Annotated in this window: 16 protein-coding genes; 11 read left to right on the top strand and 5 right to left on the bottom strand. The window is 64.8% G+C overall.

The features are described from left to right. Positions 1 to 34 precede the first annotated feature (34 nt). Positions 35 to 280: a TIGR02647 family protein gene (locus ACPZMI_RS00820; protein WP_186667374.1), complete on the bottom strand. Its 246-nt coding sequence runs from the start codon at positions 278 to 280 to the stop codon at positions 35 to 37. 45 nt (positions 281 to 325) lie between these two features. Next, on the bottom strand, positions 326 to 631 hold the full coding sequence (locus ACPZMI_RS00815; protein WP_426351477.1) for a hypothetical protein: 306 nt from the start codon (positions 629 to 631) through the stop codon (positions 326 to 328). A 146-nt stretch (positions 632 to 777) separates the two neighbouring features. Here ACPZMI_RS00815 and ACPZMI_RS00810 point away from each other — a divergent pair, with 146 nt between their 5' ends. Beyond that, positions 778 to 1,437: a glutathione S-transferase family protein gene (locus ACPZMI_RS00810; protein ID WP_426351476.1), complete on the top strand. Its 660-nt coding sequence runs from the start codon at positions 778 to 780 to the stop codon at positions 1,435 to 1,437. Between the two features lie 85 nt (positions 1,438 to 1,522). Here ACPZMI_RS00810 and argH read toward each other — a convergent pair whose 3' ends face one another. Then, positions 1,523 to 2,917 carry an argininosuccinate lyase gene (gene argH, locus ACPZMI_RS00805; RefSeq protein ID WP_186667376.1) on the bottom strand — a complete coding sequence of 465 codons (1,395 nt, stop codon included), beginning with the start codon at positions 2,915 to 2,917 and terminating at the stop codon, positions 1,523 to 1,525. Positions 2,918 to 3,227: 310 nt separating this feature from the next. Between argH and ACPZMI_RS00800 the strand changes: the two genes are divergently transcribed. The 7 genes from ACPZMI_RS00800 (at position 3,228) to rsd (ending at position 9,642) form a co-directional block, all read left to right on the top strand. Then, positions 3,228 to 3,968 carry a LytR/AlgR family response regulator transcription factor gene (locus ACPZMI_RS00800; RefSeq protein WP_186667377.1) on the top strand — a complete coding sequence of 247 codons (741 nt, stop codon included), beginning with the start codon at positions 3,228 to 3,230 and terminating at the stop codon, positions 3,966 to 3,968. A gap of 116 nt (positions 3,969 to 4,084) precedes the next feature. Beyond that, a complete protein-coding gene (gene hemC, locus ACPZMI_RS00795) occupies positions 4,085 to 5,026 on the top strand; it encodes a hydroxymethylbilane synthase (RefSeq protein ID WP_186667378.1) in 942 nt (313 codons plus the stop codon). Further along, positions 5,023 to 5,790, top strand: a complete 768-nt coding sequence (locus ACPZMI_RS00790; RefSeq protein ID WP_186711065.1) for a uroporphyrinogen-III synthase — start codon at positions 5,023 to 5,025, stop codon at positions 5,788 to 5,790. Before hemC ends, ACPZMI_RS00790 begins: the two co-directional genes overlap by 4 nt. Positions 5,791 to 5,836: 46 nt before the next feature. After that, positions 5,837 to 6,937, top strand: a complete 1,101-nt coding sequence (locus ACPZMI_RS00785; protein WP_186667380.1) for a uroporphyrinogen-III C-methyltransferase — start codon at positions 5,837 to 5,839, stop codon at positions 6,935 to 6,937. Next, complete coding sequence (locus ACPZMI_RS00780; RefSeq protein ID WP_186667381.1) at positions 6,934 to 8,175, top strand: heme biosynthesis protein HemY; 1,242 nt, start codon at positions 6,934 to 6,936, stop codon at positions 8,173 to 8,175. The genes ACPZMI_RS00785 and ACPZMI_RS00780 overlap by 4 nt, the downstream gene beginning before the upstream one ends. Before the next feature lie 274 nt (positions 8,176 to 8,449). After that, a complete protein-coding gene (locus tag ACPZMI_RS00775) occupies positions 8,450 to 8,950 on the top strand; it encodes a disulfide bond formation protein B (protein ID WP_426351475.1) in 501 nt (166 codons plus the stop codon). A 221-nt stretch (positions 8,951 to 9,171) separates the two neighbouring features. Continuing rightward, a complete protein-coding gene (gene rsd, locus ACPZMI_RS00770; protein WP_186667383.1) occupies positions 9,172 to 9,642 on the top strand; it encodes a sigma D regulator in 471 nt (156 codons plus the stop codon). Positions 9,643 to 9,651: 9 nt separating this feature from the next. Here rsd and ACPZMI_RS00765 read toward each other — a convergent pair whose 3' ends face one another. Then, positions 9,652 to 10,317, bottom strand: a complete 666-nt coding sequence (locus ACPZMI_RS00765) for an FKBP-type peptidyl-prolyl cis-trans isomerase (RefSeq protein ID WP_186667384.1) — start codon at positions 10,315 to 10,317, stop codon at positions 9,652 to 9,654. A gap of 225 nt (positions 10,318 to 10,542) precedes the next feature. Here ACPZMI_RS00765 and ACPZMI_RS00760 point away from each other — a divergent pair, with 225 nt between their 5' ends. Next, the gene (locus ACPZMI_RS00760) at positions 10,543 to 11,646 is read left to right on the top strand and encodes an AlgP family protein (protein ID WP_426351474.1); all 1,104 of its coding nucleotides are present in this window, start codon (positions 10,543 to 10,545) and stop codon (positions 11,644 to 11,646) included. Here the strand turns inward: ACPZMI_RS00760 and ACPZMI_RS00755 are convergent. After that, positions 11,622 to 12,104, bottom strand: coding sequence for a TIGR02444 family protein (locus ACPZMI_RS00755; RefSeq protein ID WP_426351473.1), 483 nt, complete (start codon positions 12,102 to 12,104; stop codon positions 11,622 to 11,624). The genes ACPZMI_RS00760 and ACPZMI_RS00755 overlap by 25 nt on opposite strands. 70 nt (positions 12,105 to 12,174) lie before the next feature. On the opposite strand from ACPZMI_RS00755, the gene ACPZMI_RS00750 reads away from it, so the two are divergent. Together ACPZMI_RS00750 and ACPZMI_RS00745 are read left to right on the top strand one after the other, a co-directional pair. Continuing rightward, on the top strand, positions 12,175 to 14,085 hold the full coding sequence (locus tag ACPZMI_RS00750) for an ATP-binding cassette domain-containing protein (RefSeq protein WP_426351472.1): 1,911 nt from the start codon (positions 12,175 to 12,177) through the stop codon (positions 14,083 to 14,085). Beyond that, complete coding sequence (locus ACPZMI_RS00745) at positions 14,085 to 14,672, top strand: mechanosensitive ion channel domain-containing protein (protein WP_186667388.1); 588 nt, start codon at positions 14,085 to 14,087, stop codon at positions 14,670 to 14,672. Before ACPZMI_RS00750 ends, ACPZMI_RS00745 begins: the two co-directional genes overlap by 1 nt. Positions 14,673 to 14,762: the final 90 nt, after the last annotated feature.

The raw sequence follows: 14,762 nt of genomic DNA, 5'->3' as shown, positions 1-14,762 counted from the left end.
CGCTCCGACTTGTCCCGCGATGAGGCCGTTACAGTCATGCAGGCTGTGGGCTTTTCAGAACATTCAACAGCAACTGCACGCTCTCCACCGCATCGTGGCCCAGGCTGGTCAGGTAACCACCGTCTGGCTGGTCGGTCAGTTGCTTGGCATGCAGGCGTTTGGCCGCGGCGACCAGCGCTGGCGAGGCATTGGCGTGAATCTTGATCCCTTCCTGGCTGCTGTCGAGGTTGAACAGCGCAAGGACTTCCAGTTCGGCGATCAATTCGGGGGTGAAGGACATGAGCGACTCCTGACTTCCAGACAAGGACGGAAGTCAGGAGTGTAGTCAGGCTTCGTCGTCGTCGCCTTGATTTGCCTCAGGTGGCAATTCCGGCAGGGCGCGCAGGGCATTTTCGTACCACTCGGTATCGAATGCGCGGTCCTCGCTGAGCAGCGCGTCGATCTCGATGGCCAGCACGTGGGCCATGAGGTTGAGGATGTCCTCGCGCTCGTAGCCGACCAGGGTCAGCTTGTTGAAGGTAGCCTTGGCGGCAGGCGGATTGCCGCTCTCGATCTGGTTCTCGATGGCCTGGGTCAGCGTCGCCTCGGCGAATTCTTCGTCGTCGTTTTCGATGTCGGTGGGTTCGCTCATGGCGCTACTCCTGTGATGAAAGCGACAGTGTGCCATGCCTGTATCGGCAATGCCCGGTCATCGACGCGCGCCATGATGCTGGTCAGGGGGTGGCCAGGCGGCTATAACAGCCAGGCCAACCCCTTACGGCCTGGAGGCTGTCGTTCATGCTCAAGCTCTACGGATTCTCGGTCAGCAACTACTACAACATGGTCAAGCTGGCCCTGCTGGAAAAAGGCGTGCCCTTCGAGGAGGTGCCGTTCGTTTCCGGGCAGACGCCCGAGGTGCTGGCTGTCAGCCCGCGTGGCAAGGTTCCGGTGCTGGGAACCGAACACGGCTTTCTCAGCGAGACAAACGTGATCCTCGATTACATCGAGCAGACCCACCCCGAGCATCCGCTGCTGCCCAGTGATGCATTCGGGCAGGCCAAGGTGCGTGAGCTGCTCAAGGAGATCGAGCTGTACATCGAACTGCCGGCACGTACCTGCTACGCCGAAGCGTTCTTCGGTACGGCGGTGGAGCCGCTGGTCAAGGAGCGAGCGCGCAGCGAGCTGCTGGCAGGTTTTGCCACGCTCAAGCGCAACGGCAAGTTCGCGCCTTATGTCGCTGGCGAAAAGCTGACCCTGGCTGACCTGATGTTCTGCTTCTCGGTCGACCTGGCGTGTGCGGTAGGCAAGAAGGTGCTGGGGATCGATTTCCTGGCGGACTTCCCCCAGGCAGCGGCGCTGTTGGGGAAGCTGCGCGAGCATCCGCACATGGCGCGGATCGTGGCGGACAAGGAGGCGGCGATGCCGAAGTTCATGGAGATGGTGCGGAACAAGCGGTGATTGGAAGAGGGGCCGCTGCGCGGCCCGTCGCGGCGCAAGGCCGCTCCCACAGGGGGCGAGGTGTCCTGTGGGAGCGGCCTTGTGCTTAGCGCGAAGCCAGCAGCGCCTTGCCGCGTGCCACCGCCGCACGCACCTGCGCCGGCGCGGTGCCGCCGATGTGGTTGCGCGCGTTCACCGAGCCTTCCAGGGTGAGTACGGCAAACACGTCCTGTTCGATCTGGTCGCTGAACTGACGCAGTTCCTCCAGGCTCATCTCGGCCAGATCCTTGCCGGTGTCGACGCCGTACTTCACGGCGTGACCGACAATCTCGTGGCAGTCACGGAAGGGCAGGCCACGGCGCACCAGGTAGTCGGCAAGGTCGGTGGCGGTGGAGAAACCACGCAGCGCCGCTTCACGCATGATGGCGTGCTTGGGCTTGATCGCCGGGATCATGTCGGCAAAGGCACGCAGCGAGTCGCGCAGGGTGTCGGCGGCGTCGAACAGCGGTTCCTTGTCTTCCTGGTTATCCTTGTTGTAGGCCAGCGGCTGGCCTTTCATCAGCGTGAGCAGGCCGGTCAGGGCGCCGAACACGCGGCCGGTCTTGCCACGCACCAGCTCCGGGACATCCGGGTTCTTCTTCTGCGGCATGATCGAGCTGCCGGTGCAGAAACGATCAGGCAGGTCGATGAACTGGAACTGCGCGCTCGTCCACAGCACCAGCTCTTCGGAGAAGCGCGACAGGTGCATCATCGCCACGCTGGCGGCCGCACAGAATTCGATGGCGAAGTCACGGTCCGAGACGCCGTCCAGCGAGTTGCCGGCCACGGCTTCGAAGCCCAGCAGCTTGCAGGTCAGCTCACGGTCGATCGGGTAGGTGGTGCCGGCCAGCGCTGCGCTGCCCAGTGGCATGCGGTTGGCGCGCTTGCGGCAGTCGACCAGGCGCTCGTAGTCGCGGCTGAGCATTTCGAACCAGGCCAGCAGATGGTGGCCGAAGGTCACCGGCTGGGCGGTCTGCAGGTGGGTGAAGCCGGGCATGACGGTTTCGGCTTCGCGCTCGGCCTGTTCCAGCAGACCCTGCTGCAGGCGGGTGATCTCGCCCAGGATCAGGTCGATTTCGTCACGCAGCCACAGGCGGATGTCGGTGGCGACCTGGTCGTTGCGGCTGCGGCCGGTGTGCAACTTCTTGCCAGTGATGCCGATGCGGTCGGTCAGGCGGGCCTCGATGTTCATGTGCACGTCTTCGAGGTCGACACGCCAGTCGAACTGGCCCGCTTCGATTTCACCCTGGATGGTCTTCAGGCCATCGATGATGGTGTCGCGCTCGGCGTCGGAGAGTACGCCGACCTGCGCCAGCATGGTGGCGTGGGCGATCGAACCCATGATGTCGTGACGGTACAGGCGCTTGTCGAAATCGACCGAGGCGGTGAAACGGGCGACGAAGGCGTCGACGGGCTCACTGAAGCGGCCGCCCCAGGACTGGTTGGTCTTGTCGGTGCTCATGGATCCACTCATAGAAGGCGTGAATGAAAAAGTGGCGCCGATCATAGCAGGGTTGGGCTTCGCTAAGCAGGGCGCCGGTCGCGAGAAAATTGCCGGTGTACGCCGGGTGGCGGGCGCCACAGGATATTCAACGATTGAACGGCAGTGTTCCACGGACCGTCTACAGTTGGACAGAGGACTGGCAGCGATTCTGCCAGACCAGTGAATCTTTGGCCTTCGCATGGGTCTGTAGCGTGACCGTTACAACGGTCACCGACTCCTGTCTACGCTTGTACCCACTGCGAGACTCACTCAGGAATCCAGCGCAATTATGAATGTCCTGATCGTTGATGATGAACCCCAGGCCCGCGAGCGCCTGAGCCGACTGCTCGGTGAACTCGAGGGCTATACGGTGCTTGAGCCCAGCGCCACCAATGGCGAGGAGGCCCTGGCGCTGATCGACAGCCTCAAACCCGATGTCGTCCTGCTGGACACCCGCATGCCGGGCCTCGATGGCTTGCAGGTGGCAGCACGCCTGTGCGAACGCGAGGCGCCACCGGCGCTGGTGTTCTGCCTCGATGACGACGAGCAGGAGGCGTTCAGCCACAGTGCCCTCAGCCATGTCGGCCGCACGACCCAGCCCCAGGCCCTGCGCGATGCCCTGCGCAAGGCGGAAAAGCCCAACCGCACCCAGCTCGCCGCCCTGACCCGTCCGGCCAACGAAGGCGGAGGCGGCCCGCGCAGCCATATCAGTGCGCGAACGCGCAAGGGTATCGAGCTGATTCCCCTGCCCCAGGTGATCTACTTCATTGCCGACCACAAGTACGTGACCCTGCGTCACGAGTCAGGCGAAGTGCTGCTGGACGAGCCGCTGAAATCGCTGGAAGACGAATTCGGCGAGCGTTTCGTGCGTATCCATCGCAACGCCCTGGTGGCCCGCGAACGTATCGAGCGCCTGCAGCGCACGCCGCTGGGGCATTTCCAGCTGTTTCTCAAAGGCCTTGACGGTGATGCCCTGACCGTCAGCCGCCGACATGTGGCCGGCGTACGCAAGATGATGCAGACGCTCTGACCGAGGCGAATGCCGGCTGCTGCCAGGGATGGCCGGGCCAGGTGATGACCTGGATCTGCTAGCGAGGCTGGGGGAACTGTTATCATCGGCGGCATTTCTCTGCTTCGGGGCGTTAAATGTCCACTCGCGAAATCCGCATTGCCACCCGTAAAAGTGCCCTGGCCCTGTGGCAGGCCGACTATGTCAAAGCTCGCCTTGAGCAGGCCCATCCGGGCCTGGTCGTGACCCTGGTGCCGATGGTCAGCCGCGGCGACAAGCTGCTCGACTCGCCCCTGGCGAAAATCGGCGGCAAGGGGCTGTTCGTCAAGGAGCTGGAAACCGCCCTGCTCGACAACGAAGCCGATATCGCCGTGCATTCGATGAAGGACGTGCCCATGGACTTCCCCGAAGGTCTGGGCCTGTATTGCATCTGCGAGCGTGAAGACCCGCGCGACGCTTTCGTTTCCAACACCTTCGACAGCCTCGAGGCGCTGCCGGCCGGCAGCGTCGTCGGCACCTCCAGCCTGCGCCGCCAGGCCCAGTTGCTGGCGCGTCGCCCTGATCTGAAGATCCAGTTCCTGCGCGGCAACGTCAACACGCGCCTGGCCAAGCTCGATGCGGGGGAGTACGACGCCATCATCCTCGCTGCAGCGGGCCTGATCCGCCTGGGCTTCGAAGACCGCATCACCTCCAGCATCAGTGTCGATGACAGCCTGCCGGCCGGCGGCCAGGGCGCTGTCGGCATCGAGTGTCGCAGCGCCGACCACGAGATCCACGCCCTGCTGGCGCCGCTCAACCATCCCGATACCGCTGACCGCGTGAAGGCCGAGCGGGCGATGAACAAGCACCTCAACGGCGGCTGCCAAGTGCCGATCGCCTGCTATGCCGTGCTCGAAGGCGATCAGTTGTGGCTGCGTGGCCTGGTCGGCCAGCCCAGCGGCGGGACGTTACTGATGGCGGATGCCCGCGCCCCGCGTGCCGACGCCGAAACCCTGGGCGTGCAGGTGGCCGAGGACCTGCTGGGGCAGGGCGCCGAGGCGATCCTCAAGGATGTCTACGGCGAGGCGGGCCATCCGTGAGCGACTGGCGCCTGCTGCTGACCCGCCCCGAAGAGGAGTGCGCGGCTTTGGCGCAGAGCCTGGCGGCTGCTGGAATCGCCAGCAGCCGCTTGCCCTTGCTGGCGATCGACCCGCTGGCCCTGGATCGAACGGCCCAGGCGAGACTGGGTGGCATCGATCAGTACCAGGCGATCATCGTCGTGAGCAAGCCAGCGGCGCGTCTGCTGCTCGAGCGGCTCGCCGACAAGGGCATCAAGCCGCCGCCCCAGGGCTGGTTCACCGTGGGGGAGGCGACGGCGCGCATTCTCCAGGCCGCCCATCTGCAGGTGACTTTCCCTACAGAGGGTGATGATAGCGAGGCCTTGCTCGGCCTGTCTGTCCTGCGAGAGGCTATCGCGCTTCCTACAGCACGCGTCCTGATTGCCCGTGGTGTTGGTGGTCGTGAATGGCTGGCCGAGCGTCTTGGTGAGCAAGGTGCTAGTGTCGATTATCTGGAACTGTATGAACGTCGCCTGCCGGATTATCCCCCAGGCAGCCTGATGCGCCGGATCCAAGCGGAACGCTTGAACGGGCTGGTGGTCAGCAGTGGGCAGGGCTTCGAACACCTGCTGCAGCTGGCCGGTGCGGATTGGCCGCGTCTGGCGGGGCTTGCGCTGTTCGTGCCAAGCCCGCGCGTGGCCGAACAGGCCAGGGCGGCAGGCGCCCAACAGGTTGTGGATTGCCGTGGCGCGAGCGCCGCGGCCTTGCTGGCAGCCGTGCAGCGCAGCGCTGCACCTGCCTCCTAAGGCGTCGAGCGGATTGCGACGACGCCCCCATGCAAAGGATGGATACGTGAGCGAGACTGTCTTGTCCAACAACGAACAACCTTCGGCGCTCGATGCGCCGCAGACTCCCGTCGAGCAGCCGGCCAAGCGCGCCGGCAATGGCCTGGCCCTGCTGGCGCTGTTGATCGGCGCAGCCGGTGTGGCCGTCGGTGGTTGGGGCGCATGGCAGGTGCACCAGCTGCAAGGCAGCGAGCAGGGCCAGGGTGAGCATATCGAGGCGCTGAACCAGCGCGCCGAAGCGCTGCAGCAACGCCAGCAGCAGTTCGGCTCGCAACTGGCGACCCTGCCCGCAGCCAGCGAACTCGAAGACCGCCGTCGGCTGGTTGCACAGTTGCAGAGTGACCAGCAAAGGCTCAGCCAGCGCCTGGAAACCGTGCTTGGCGAAAGCCGCAAGGAGTGGCGTCTGGCTGAGGCCGAGCATCTGTTGCGCCTGGCTACCCTGCGCCTGTCGGCGCTGCAGGACATCGCCAGCGCCAAGGCGCTGGTCGAAGGTGCCGACGAGATCCTGCGCGAGCAGAGCGACCCAGGTGCCTTCGCGGCACGTGAGCAACTGGCGCGCAGCCTGGCGACGCTCAACAGCACCCAGCAACCCGACCGTACCGGGTTGTTCCTCAAGCTCGCCGCCCAGCGCGAGCAGGTACAGCAACTGAGTGCCCAGTCGCCTGAGTTCAACAGCGATGCCGACGCCCTTGGTGCGCTGACCGCCGACGGCGATGGTGCGAGCCGCCTGTCCCGGTGGTGGGCAGAGATTTCCAAGTATTTCCAGATCGATTTCGACGCCGACCAGAACGTGCGTCCGCTGCTGGCCGGGCAATCGCTCAACCAGCTGCGCCTCGCGCTGAGCCTCACCATCGAGCAGGCCCAGTGGGCGGCGCTCAATGGCCAGGCCAAGGTCTACAGCCAGGCGCTGGACGATGCGCGCAGCGTGCTGCTGGCCAACTTCAACCCGGACAACCCGCAGAGCAAGGCCATGCTCGACAGCCTCAACGCACTGGCCGAGCAGCCCGTCTCGGTGGTGGTGCCTGACCTGAGCGAAAGCCTCGCCGCCGTGCAGGCCTATATCCAGCGGCGCCATCTGCCGGCCGAAGGCGAAGGGGGCAAGCCATGAAGCGTGTCTACCTGCTGGCAGTGTTGGCGATCGTCATCGCCGCGGCCTTGGGTGTGGCCATCGCCAAGCACAGTGGCTACGTGCTGATCGCCTATGGTGGCTTCCGTTACCAATCAGGGCTGTGGGCGGCGTTCGCGGCACTGGTGGTGCTGGTGCTGGCGCTGCTGTTGCTGCGTTACGTGGTTGGCCTGGTGCTGGCGTCCAGCGGGGTGGTCAACCCTTGGTCACGGCGCAATCGCAGCCGGCGGGTGCGTGTCGCCATCGAGCAGGGCCAACTGGACCTCGCCGAGGGTCGCTGGGCCAGTGCCCAACGCCACCTGCACCGCGCCGCCGAAGCCGAGCGCCAACCCTTGCTCTACTACCTCGGCGCTGCCCGTGCGGCCAACGAGCAGGGGCGCACCGAAGACAGCGACAACCTGCTCGAACGTGCCCTGGAGCGTCAGCCCCAGGCGGAGCTGGGGATCGCCCTGACCCATGCGCAGTTGCAGATGGACCGCGGCGACAGCGACGGTGCCCTGGAAACCCTGCTGGCGATGCAGGCGCGGCACCCGCACAACGCCCAGGTGCTGCGCTTGCTGCAGCGTCTGCACCGCGAGCGTGGTGACTGGCCGGCGTTGATTCGCCTGCTGCCGGATCTTCGCAAGGGCAAGGTGCTGCCGGGCAACGAGCTGGCCGAACTGGAGCAGCGTGCCTGGGGCCAGAACCTGACACTGGCCGCAACCCGCGGCGAGGACTCTCAAGCCGCCCGCCAATCGCTGGAGCGCGCCTGGCAACAGCTTACCTCGGCCCAGCGCCAGGAGCCGCAGTTGGTGCTGGCCTATGCCGAGCAACTGCGCCAGGTTGGCGCCCAGGGTGACGCCGAGCAGGTGTTGCGTACCGCATTGAAGCGTCAGTTCGAAAGCCACCTGGCGCGCCTTTATGGCCTGGTACGTGGCGATGACCCGGCGCGTCAGTTGCAGACGGCCGAAGGCTGGCTCAAGGATCATCCGCAAGACCCCAGCCTGCTGCTTACCCTGGGGCGCCTGAGCCTGCAGAACCGCCTGTGGGGCAAGGCGCGTGACTACCTCGAAAGCAGCCTGCGCATGGAGCGCAACCCGGAAACCTGCGCCGAGCTTGCGCGGCTGTTGGCCGGGCTGGGCGAGACCGAGCGCAGCAACCAGCTGTTCCAGGAGGGTCTTGGCCTGCTTGACGAGCGCTTGCTGGCCTTGCCGCTGCCTGAGGGTGTGCACGCGTCCTGAGTTCGCCAGGGCGTTGCGTAGCCCGACAGCAACACAAGGCAGCGCCCGCTGCAGGTGCTGCCTTGTGTTGCTATCGGGCACATCCGATTGGTGTTTCCCCTGGCAGTGGTAGGACAGTATCTGCGCAGTGGCTGACCTTCGGATATGTCCTACCAAGATTAGAAAACTTTCCCTTCCAATCAGCGATTTGTCCCCACTGTAGCAACTTGAAACAGCGATCCTCTTTCCTCTACCGTTTCACGCCACTACTGCTCTTCCGGGATTTCCGTCGCTCATGTCGCAGGCTCGCTCGCGCCCTTTGTTCTTTGCAGCCTTCCTCGTCTCGCTCGCCACCTTGGGCGGGGCGATCGTGCTTGAGAACTGGCTTGGCCTGGTTCCGTGCCCCCTTTGCCTGACCCAGCGCCTGCTGTTGGTGTGCTACGCGCTGGTTTGCCTGTGCGCCATGCTGCATGCCCCGGGTGCAGCCGGCACGCGGGTCTATGCGTGGCTGGCAGGTGGTTGTTCCGGTGCCGGTGTCGCCCTTGCGTCACGGCAGGTGTGGCTGCAGGGCGAGTGGCTTGCGATTACCCCCGAACCTTTCGCGCAGACACTTCAGCGCTCCTGGACACAGGCCTTGGAACGTCTGCTGGTCGGCAGCTCCGAATGTGTTTCGATCAGTTGGAGCTTCCTGGACCTCACGCTCCCCGAATGGAGCCTGATGGCCTTCCTGCTGCTCACGGCGCTGCCCTTGTACTGCCTGCTGGCGTATCGTTTCCGCAACCCTGGCGGCAGTTGACCCAGCGCAATTGCGCGACCAATGGTCCTGTGTGTGGGCATCAAACGCTTGTATGAACTTAGTCCTCTGCGTACCTTGATGGTCAGCACGCGCGGGAATAATCTCCCCTGCACGCACATTGAAAACATACGGTTCGATGCCGCTCTGCGGATGTCACCTTTGTGTCGCGCAGTTGTGACGCGAGGTGCAGCGGCATCTGCCCAGCTAGGGATGAGACTGCCATGCTCGATAGTTGCCAGAACGCCCAGGAACGATGGGGCGGGGTTCACAAGCTGATCGACCGTTGGCTGGAGGAGCGTCATGAACTGGTGCAGGCCTTCCGCGCGCTGCGCGATGCCAAGCCAGCCTTCGCCGACAAGGACAAGAACCGCGACTTCTGCGCGATCCTGGTTGACTACGTGTCGGCCTGGCACTTCGAGGTCAGCGAGCAATTGGTCACTGAAGCGAAGGCGTTCGGCGACGAGCAGGCGCTCAAACTGGCCGAGGAAATCAATCCCCGGATCAACGACATCACCCAGATCGCTCTGGCTTTCAATGACCATTGCGAGAAAGGCGAGTGCAAGGATACCGAACGTTTCGCCGACAAGCTCGGCAAGCTGGGCGGCCTGTTGCACGAACGCTTCGAGCTCGAAGACTGCCTGATCGAAGTGCTGCACAACGCGCACAAGGAAGAGGGTGCGGTACAGGCCTGACGGCCTGTCTCAGTCGCCAACTGCCAGCAGTTCGATCTCGAACACCAGCGGGGTATAGGGCGCGATCAGGTCGCCCGCCCCATCGGCGCCATAAGCCTGCGCCGACGGAATCACCAGTCGCCACTTGGCGCCTGCCTTCATGTGTGGCAATGCCACCTGCCATCCTTCGATCACCGAGCCCAGGCTGAACCACTGCGGTTGCTGGCTCTGGTCGAACACCGAGCCGTCCGGCAGCTTGCCGACATACCGAACCTGCACTTTTCCACCCGCCTTGGGTTGCGCGCCGCTGCCGCTGGCCAGCTCGCTGTAGAGCACACCTTCGGGCAGTTCATGTACACCGCTGCGGGCGCGTTCGTTGGCCATGAAGCGTTTTTCCGCGGCCAGCAGCTTGTCGACCTGCGCCTGCTGCGCGGCGGCGTTGGCCTGCTCGTCATGCTGCTGGAGAATCGCCTGCATGCGCGTCTTGTCGATGCGCGGCGGCTGGCCCTGATAGGCCTGGCGCAGCCCCTCTACCAGCGCATCGAGCTGCAGGCCGGGCATCTCCTGGTGCAGGCGTTCGCCAAGGCTTGCGCCCAGGCTGTAGGCCAGGTCCTGGTCATTGGCGGGGGGTGTTTCGGGGGCGGCCAGGGCAGAGGCTGCCAACAGGCTCAAGCCGAGAATCAGATAACGAGGCACGGGCAACTCCTGCGGCGATGAAGGCGAAGTATGCCAGCCTTTGTTGCCGGCCAATGAGTAAATGTCGGCAATCATTTAATCGACTACTACACTTGCACCGAGCTGCAAGATAACAACTTTGCCCAGGCATGCAACGCGGCGCAAACAATACTGTCAACATGCCCTAGCGGCGGTAGCAGCAGAAGCATAGTATGAGCCGCAATCTCGTCAGCCAGGAGGTAAGCCATGTCGGCTAAAAAGAAGCCCGTCAGTACGCCGTTGCATCTGCTCCAGCAACTTTCCGGTAGCCTGCTCGAACATCTGGAAGAGGCTTGCTCGCAAGCGCTGGCGGATGCAGAGAAACTGCTCGCCAAGTTGGAAAAACAACGCGGCAAGGCGCAGGAGAAACTGCACAATGCCCGTCTGAAGTTGCAGGATTCTGCCAAGGCCGGCAAGGCCAAGGCACAAAGCAAGGCCCAGGGGGCTATCGGTGAACTTGAAGCACTGCTCGATTCGCTGAAAGATCGCCAGACTCAGACGCGTACTTATATTCAGCAACTCAAGCGTGATGCCCAGGAGAGCCTGAAACTGGCTCAGGGTGTTGGCAAGGTGCGTGAAGCCGCTGGCAAGGCACTCGGCCTGCGTGCGGCAGCCAAGCCTGCGGCCAAGACTGCTGCAAAACCTGCCACCAAGGTCGCGGCTGCCAAGCCTGCCACCAAGTCTCCTGCTGCCAAGCCCGCCGCCAAGGCACCCGTGAAAACCGCCGCTGCCAAGCCTGCTGCTAAAGCCGCCGCCAAACCTGCCGCTGCCAAGGCACCGGCCAAAGCGGCAGCCGCCAAGCCTGCTGCGAAAACCGCTGCGGCCAAACCTGCTGCGGCCAAACCCGCTGCCAAACCTGCTGCGGCCAAGGCCCCGGCCAAGGCTGCAGCCAAAGCAACTGCGGCCAAGCCTGCGACCAAGGCAGCTGCAGCCAAGCCGGTTGCCGCCAAACCAGCAGCCAAACCGGCAGCCGCTAAACCTGCTGCCAAGCCCGCTGCTGCCAAAGCTCCAGCCAAAGCCGCCGCCAAGCCGGTTGCAGCCAAGCCTGCAGCGGCTGCCAAGTCAGCAGCCAAACCAGCAGCCAAGCCAGCGGCGGCCAAACCTGCCGCGAAGCCAGCAGCGGCAAAACCGGCTGCGAAACCTGCAGCCAAACCCGCTTCGAAACCTGCCGCCAAGCCAGCTGCCACCAAGGCTCCTGCCAAGCCTGTCGAAGCCAAGCCCGCAGTTCCTGCTGCCAGCAGCACTCCGGCTTCTCCAGCGCCATCGGCTCCGGCCAGCACCCCGGCTCAGTCGCCGTCTTCGGCGTCCTGAAGCGCTCTGGCCGCGGCGCGCAGCTGATGCAGCGCGTCGTGGTCACGGGCCTGGTCCGGCGCCAGCCGGTCCAGCCAATCGTCGGCGTGTCCGTCCGGGCTCGCCGACCACGTTGCGGCGCACGTCTGCAAGTGCGCCAGCAAGGTTCGCTCCGCCTCTAGTTCCAACCCTTTCACCTGCTCTCGTAATGCCGCCAGGTGCGGATCGCCTTGTGCCTGTGCACGCCACGCCTGACGCAGCGCGCGCAAGGGTGTAACCACCTCTTGCTGCCAGGGGCTGGCCAGTTGCCGTAGTGCTTCCACCCGCCGCGCATCGGGGGCTACCCGCCGTGCCTGCAGCCAAGTGCCGCACAGCAGCAGGCAGACATCGCCGCCCAAGGCCTGCAGGGTCAGGCAGGCATTCTCGACCCCTGGACGGCCGTAGAGGGCCAGGGCGTGGTTCCATAATTCGCTGTGCATGATTCGTCTCGCGCCAATGATCGAGTGGCCTGTGTGGGCCACCCGGAAGCTGATAGACTCCGCGACCATCATGATCAGACTATCCAACCTCACTTTACAGCGTGGTCCTCAGCGCTTGCTAGAAGGCGCCGAGATGACCCTGCACACCGGTCACAAGGCCGGCCTCATCGGCGCCAACGGTGCCGGCAAATCCAGCCTGTTCGCCCTGCTGCGCGGTGAGTTGTCGCCCGACGCCGGCGATTGCCAGATCCCCGCCGATTGGCGCATCGCCCACATGCGCCAGGAGGTCGACACCCTCGATCGCCTGGCGGTGGACTATGTGCTCGACGGCGACCTGCGCCTGCGCAAGGTCCAGGCCGACCTGGCCGCTGCCGAGCAGGCCCATGACGGCACGGCGCTGGCGCGTCTGCACAGTGAGCTGGACAGTGCCGACGGCTACACCGCTGACGCCCGCGCTCGCAAGTTGCTGGCAGGGCTGGGCTTCACCGCCGAGCAGATGGACCGCCGCGTCGGCGACTTCTCCGGTGGCTGGCGGATGCGCCTGAACCTGGCCCAGGCACTGATGTGCCCGTCCGACCTGCTGCTGCTCGACGAGCCCACCAACCACCTGGACCTCGACGCGATCCTCTGGCTCGAAGACTGGCTCAAGGGCTATCCGGGCACGCTGCTGCTGATCTCCCACGACCGCGACTTCCTCGATGCCGTGGTCGACCATGTGCTGCATGTCGAACAGCGCAAGCTCAATCTCTACAAGGGCGGCTACAGCGCTTTCGAGCGCACCCGCGCCGAACGTCTGGCGCAGCAGCAGCAGGCCTACGAGAAGCAGCAGGCGCAGCGCGCGCACATGGAAAAGTACATCGCCCGCTTCAAGGCCCAGGCCACCAAGGCCCGCCAGGCGCAGAGCCGGATCAAGGCCCTCGAGCGCATGGAGGAGCTGTCGGCGGCGCATGTCGATTCGCCGTTCGACTTCGTCTTCCGCGAAGCCCAAAAGATCTCAAGCCCGCTGCTCGACCTCGCCGAAGGGCGCCTGGGTTATGGCGACAAGACCATCCTCGAGAAGGTCAAGCTGCAGCTCACCCCCGGTGCGCGCATCGGCCTGCTTGGCCCCAATGGTGCCGGCAAGTCCACCCTGATCAAGAACCTGGCCGGCGAACTCGAACCGCTGTCCGGGCGCCTGTCGCGCGGCGAGAACCTCGCTGTCGGCTACTTCGCCCAGCATCAGCTCGACTCGCTGGACGACAAGGCCAGCCCGCTGCTGCACCTGCAGCGCCTGGCCCCGGCCGAGCGCGAGCAGACCCTGCGCGACTTCCTCGGCGGCTTCGACTTCCGCGGTGATCGCATCGACGAGCCGGTGGTCAACTTCTCCGGTGGCGAGAAGGCCCGCCTGGCCCTGGCGCTGATCGCCTGGGAGCGGCCAAACCTGCTGCTGCTCGACGAGCCGACCAACCACCTCGATCTCGAAATGCGCTTGGCCCTGACCATGGCGTTGCAGGAATTCGCTGGTGCCGTGGTGGTCGTGTCCCACGACCGTCACCTGCTCAAGAGCACCACCAACGACTTTCTGCTGGTGGCCGATGGCAAGGTCGACACCTTCGATGGTGACCTGGACGACTACAGCCGCTGGCTGATCGACTACCGCCAGCGCACCGCCCCGGTCAGCAACACGCCGGTCAATCCGGACAAGACCGACAAGAAGGCCCAGCGCCAGGCCGCCGCCGCCCTGCGCCAGCAACTGGCACCGCACAAGAAGGCCGCCGACAAGCTGGAGAGCGAACTGGGCCAGGTGCACACGCAACTGGCCGAGATCGAGACCGCGCTGGGCGACAGTGGCCTCTACGACGCCGCCCGCAAGGATGAGCTGCGCGACCTGCTGGCCCGCCAGACCAAGCTCAAGCAGCGCGAAGGCGAGCTTGAAGAGGCCTGGATGGAGGCCCTGGAAACGCTGGAAAGCATGCAGGCCGAGCTGGAGGCGCTGTCCTGATGGAGCAGCTGCGCTCGCTGTTGCCCGGGCAATGGATGGATGCGTTCTGGCTGGGTTTGCAGATTCTGCTGATCCTGGCGCTGGCCTTCGTGCTGCAGCGCATTGTCGCCCGCACCTTGAGCCGTCTCGGCGAGCGCTACCCGCTGCCGCCGGAGCTGCTGGTGCCGGTGCGCGGCGGTCTGCGCTGGCTGATCATGGGCAGTGCGCTGCTGTTCGTGCTGGAGCGCATGGGAGTGTCGGCCACGGTGCTGTGGACGGCCCTGTCGGGCTTCGTCGCGGTGGCGGCGGTGGCGTTCTTCGCTATCTGGAGCGTGCTGTCGAACTTGTTGTGCGCCGTGCTGATCTTCACCGTCGGACCGTTTCGCATTGGCGACGTGGTCGAGCTGGTCGATACCCTCGACAAGCCGGGGGTGAAGGGACGGGTGATCGCGATCAACCTGCTGTACACCACGCTGATGGAAACGCCGGAGGCGGGTGGGGCGCTGGTGCAGGTGCCCAACAGCCAGTTCTTCCAGAAGTCGGTGCGGCGTTGGCGCGGGGCTGAGGTGCCGGGCGTCAGCAACGGCACATCGGCCGAGACTGATTGAGCTTCTGCCGGCCCTATCGCGGGCAAGCCCGCTCCTACAGACACCACGCTGACGCTGAATACAGCTGAGCCCTGTGGGAGCGGGCTTGCC

It is taken from the genome of Pseudomonas wayambapalatensis, assembly GCF_049942315.1.
GTDB classification, from domain to species: Bacteria; Pseudomonadota; Gammaproteobacteria; order Pseudomonadales; family Pseudomonadaceae; genus Aquipseudomonas; species Aquipseudomonas wayambapalatensis.
Note: the sequence above shows the minus strand (reverse complement) of the source record. Positions and strands in the feature narration are given on the sequence as shown.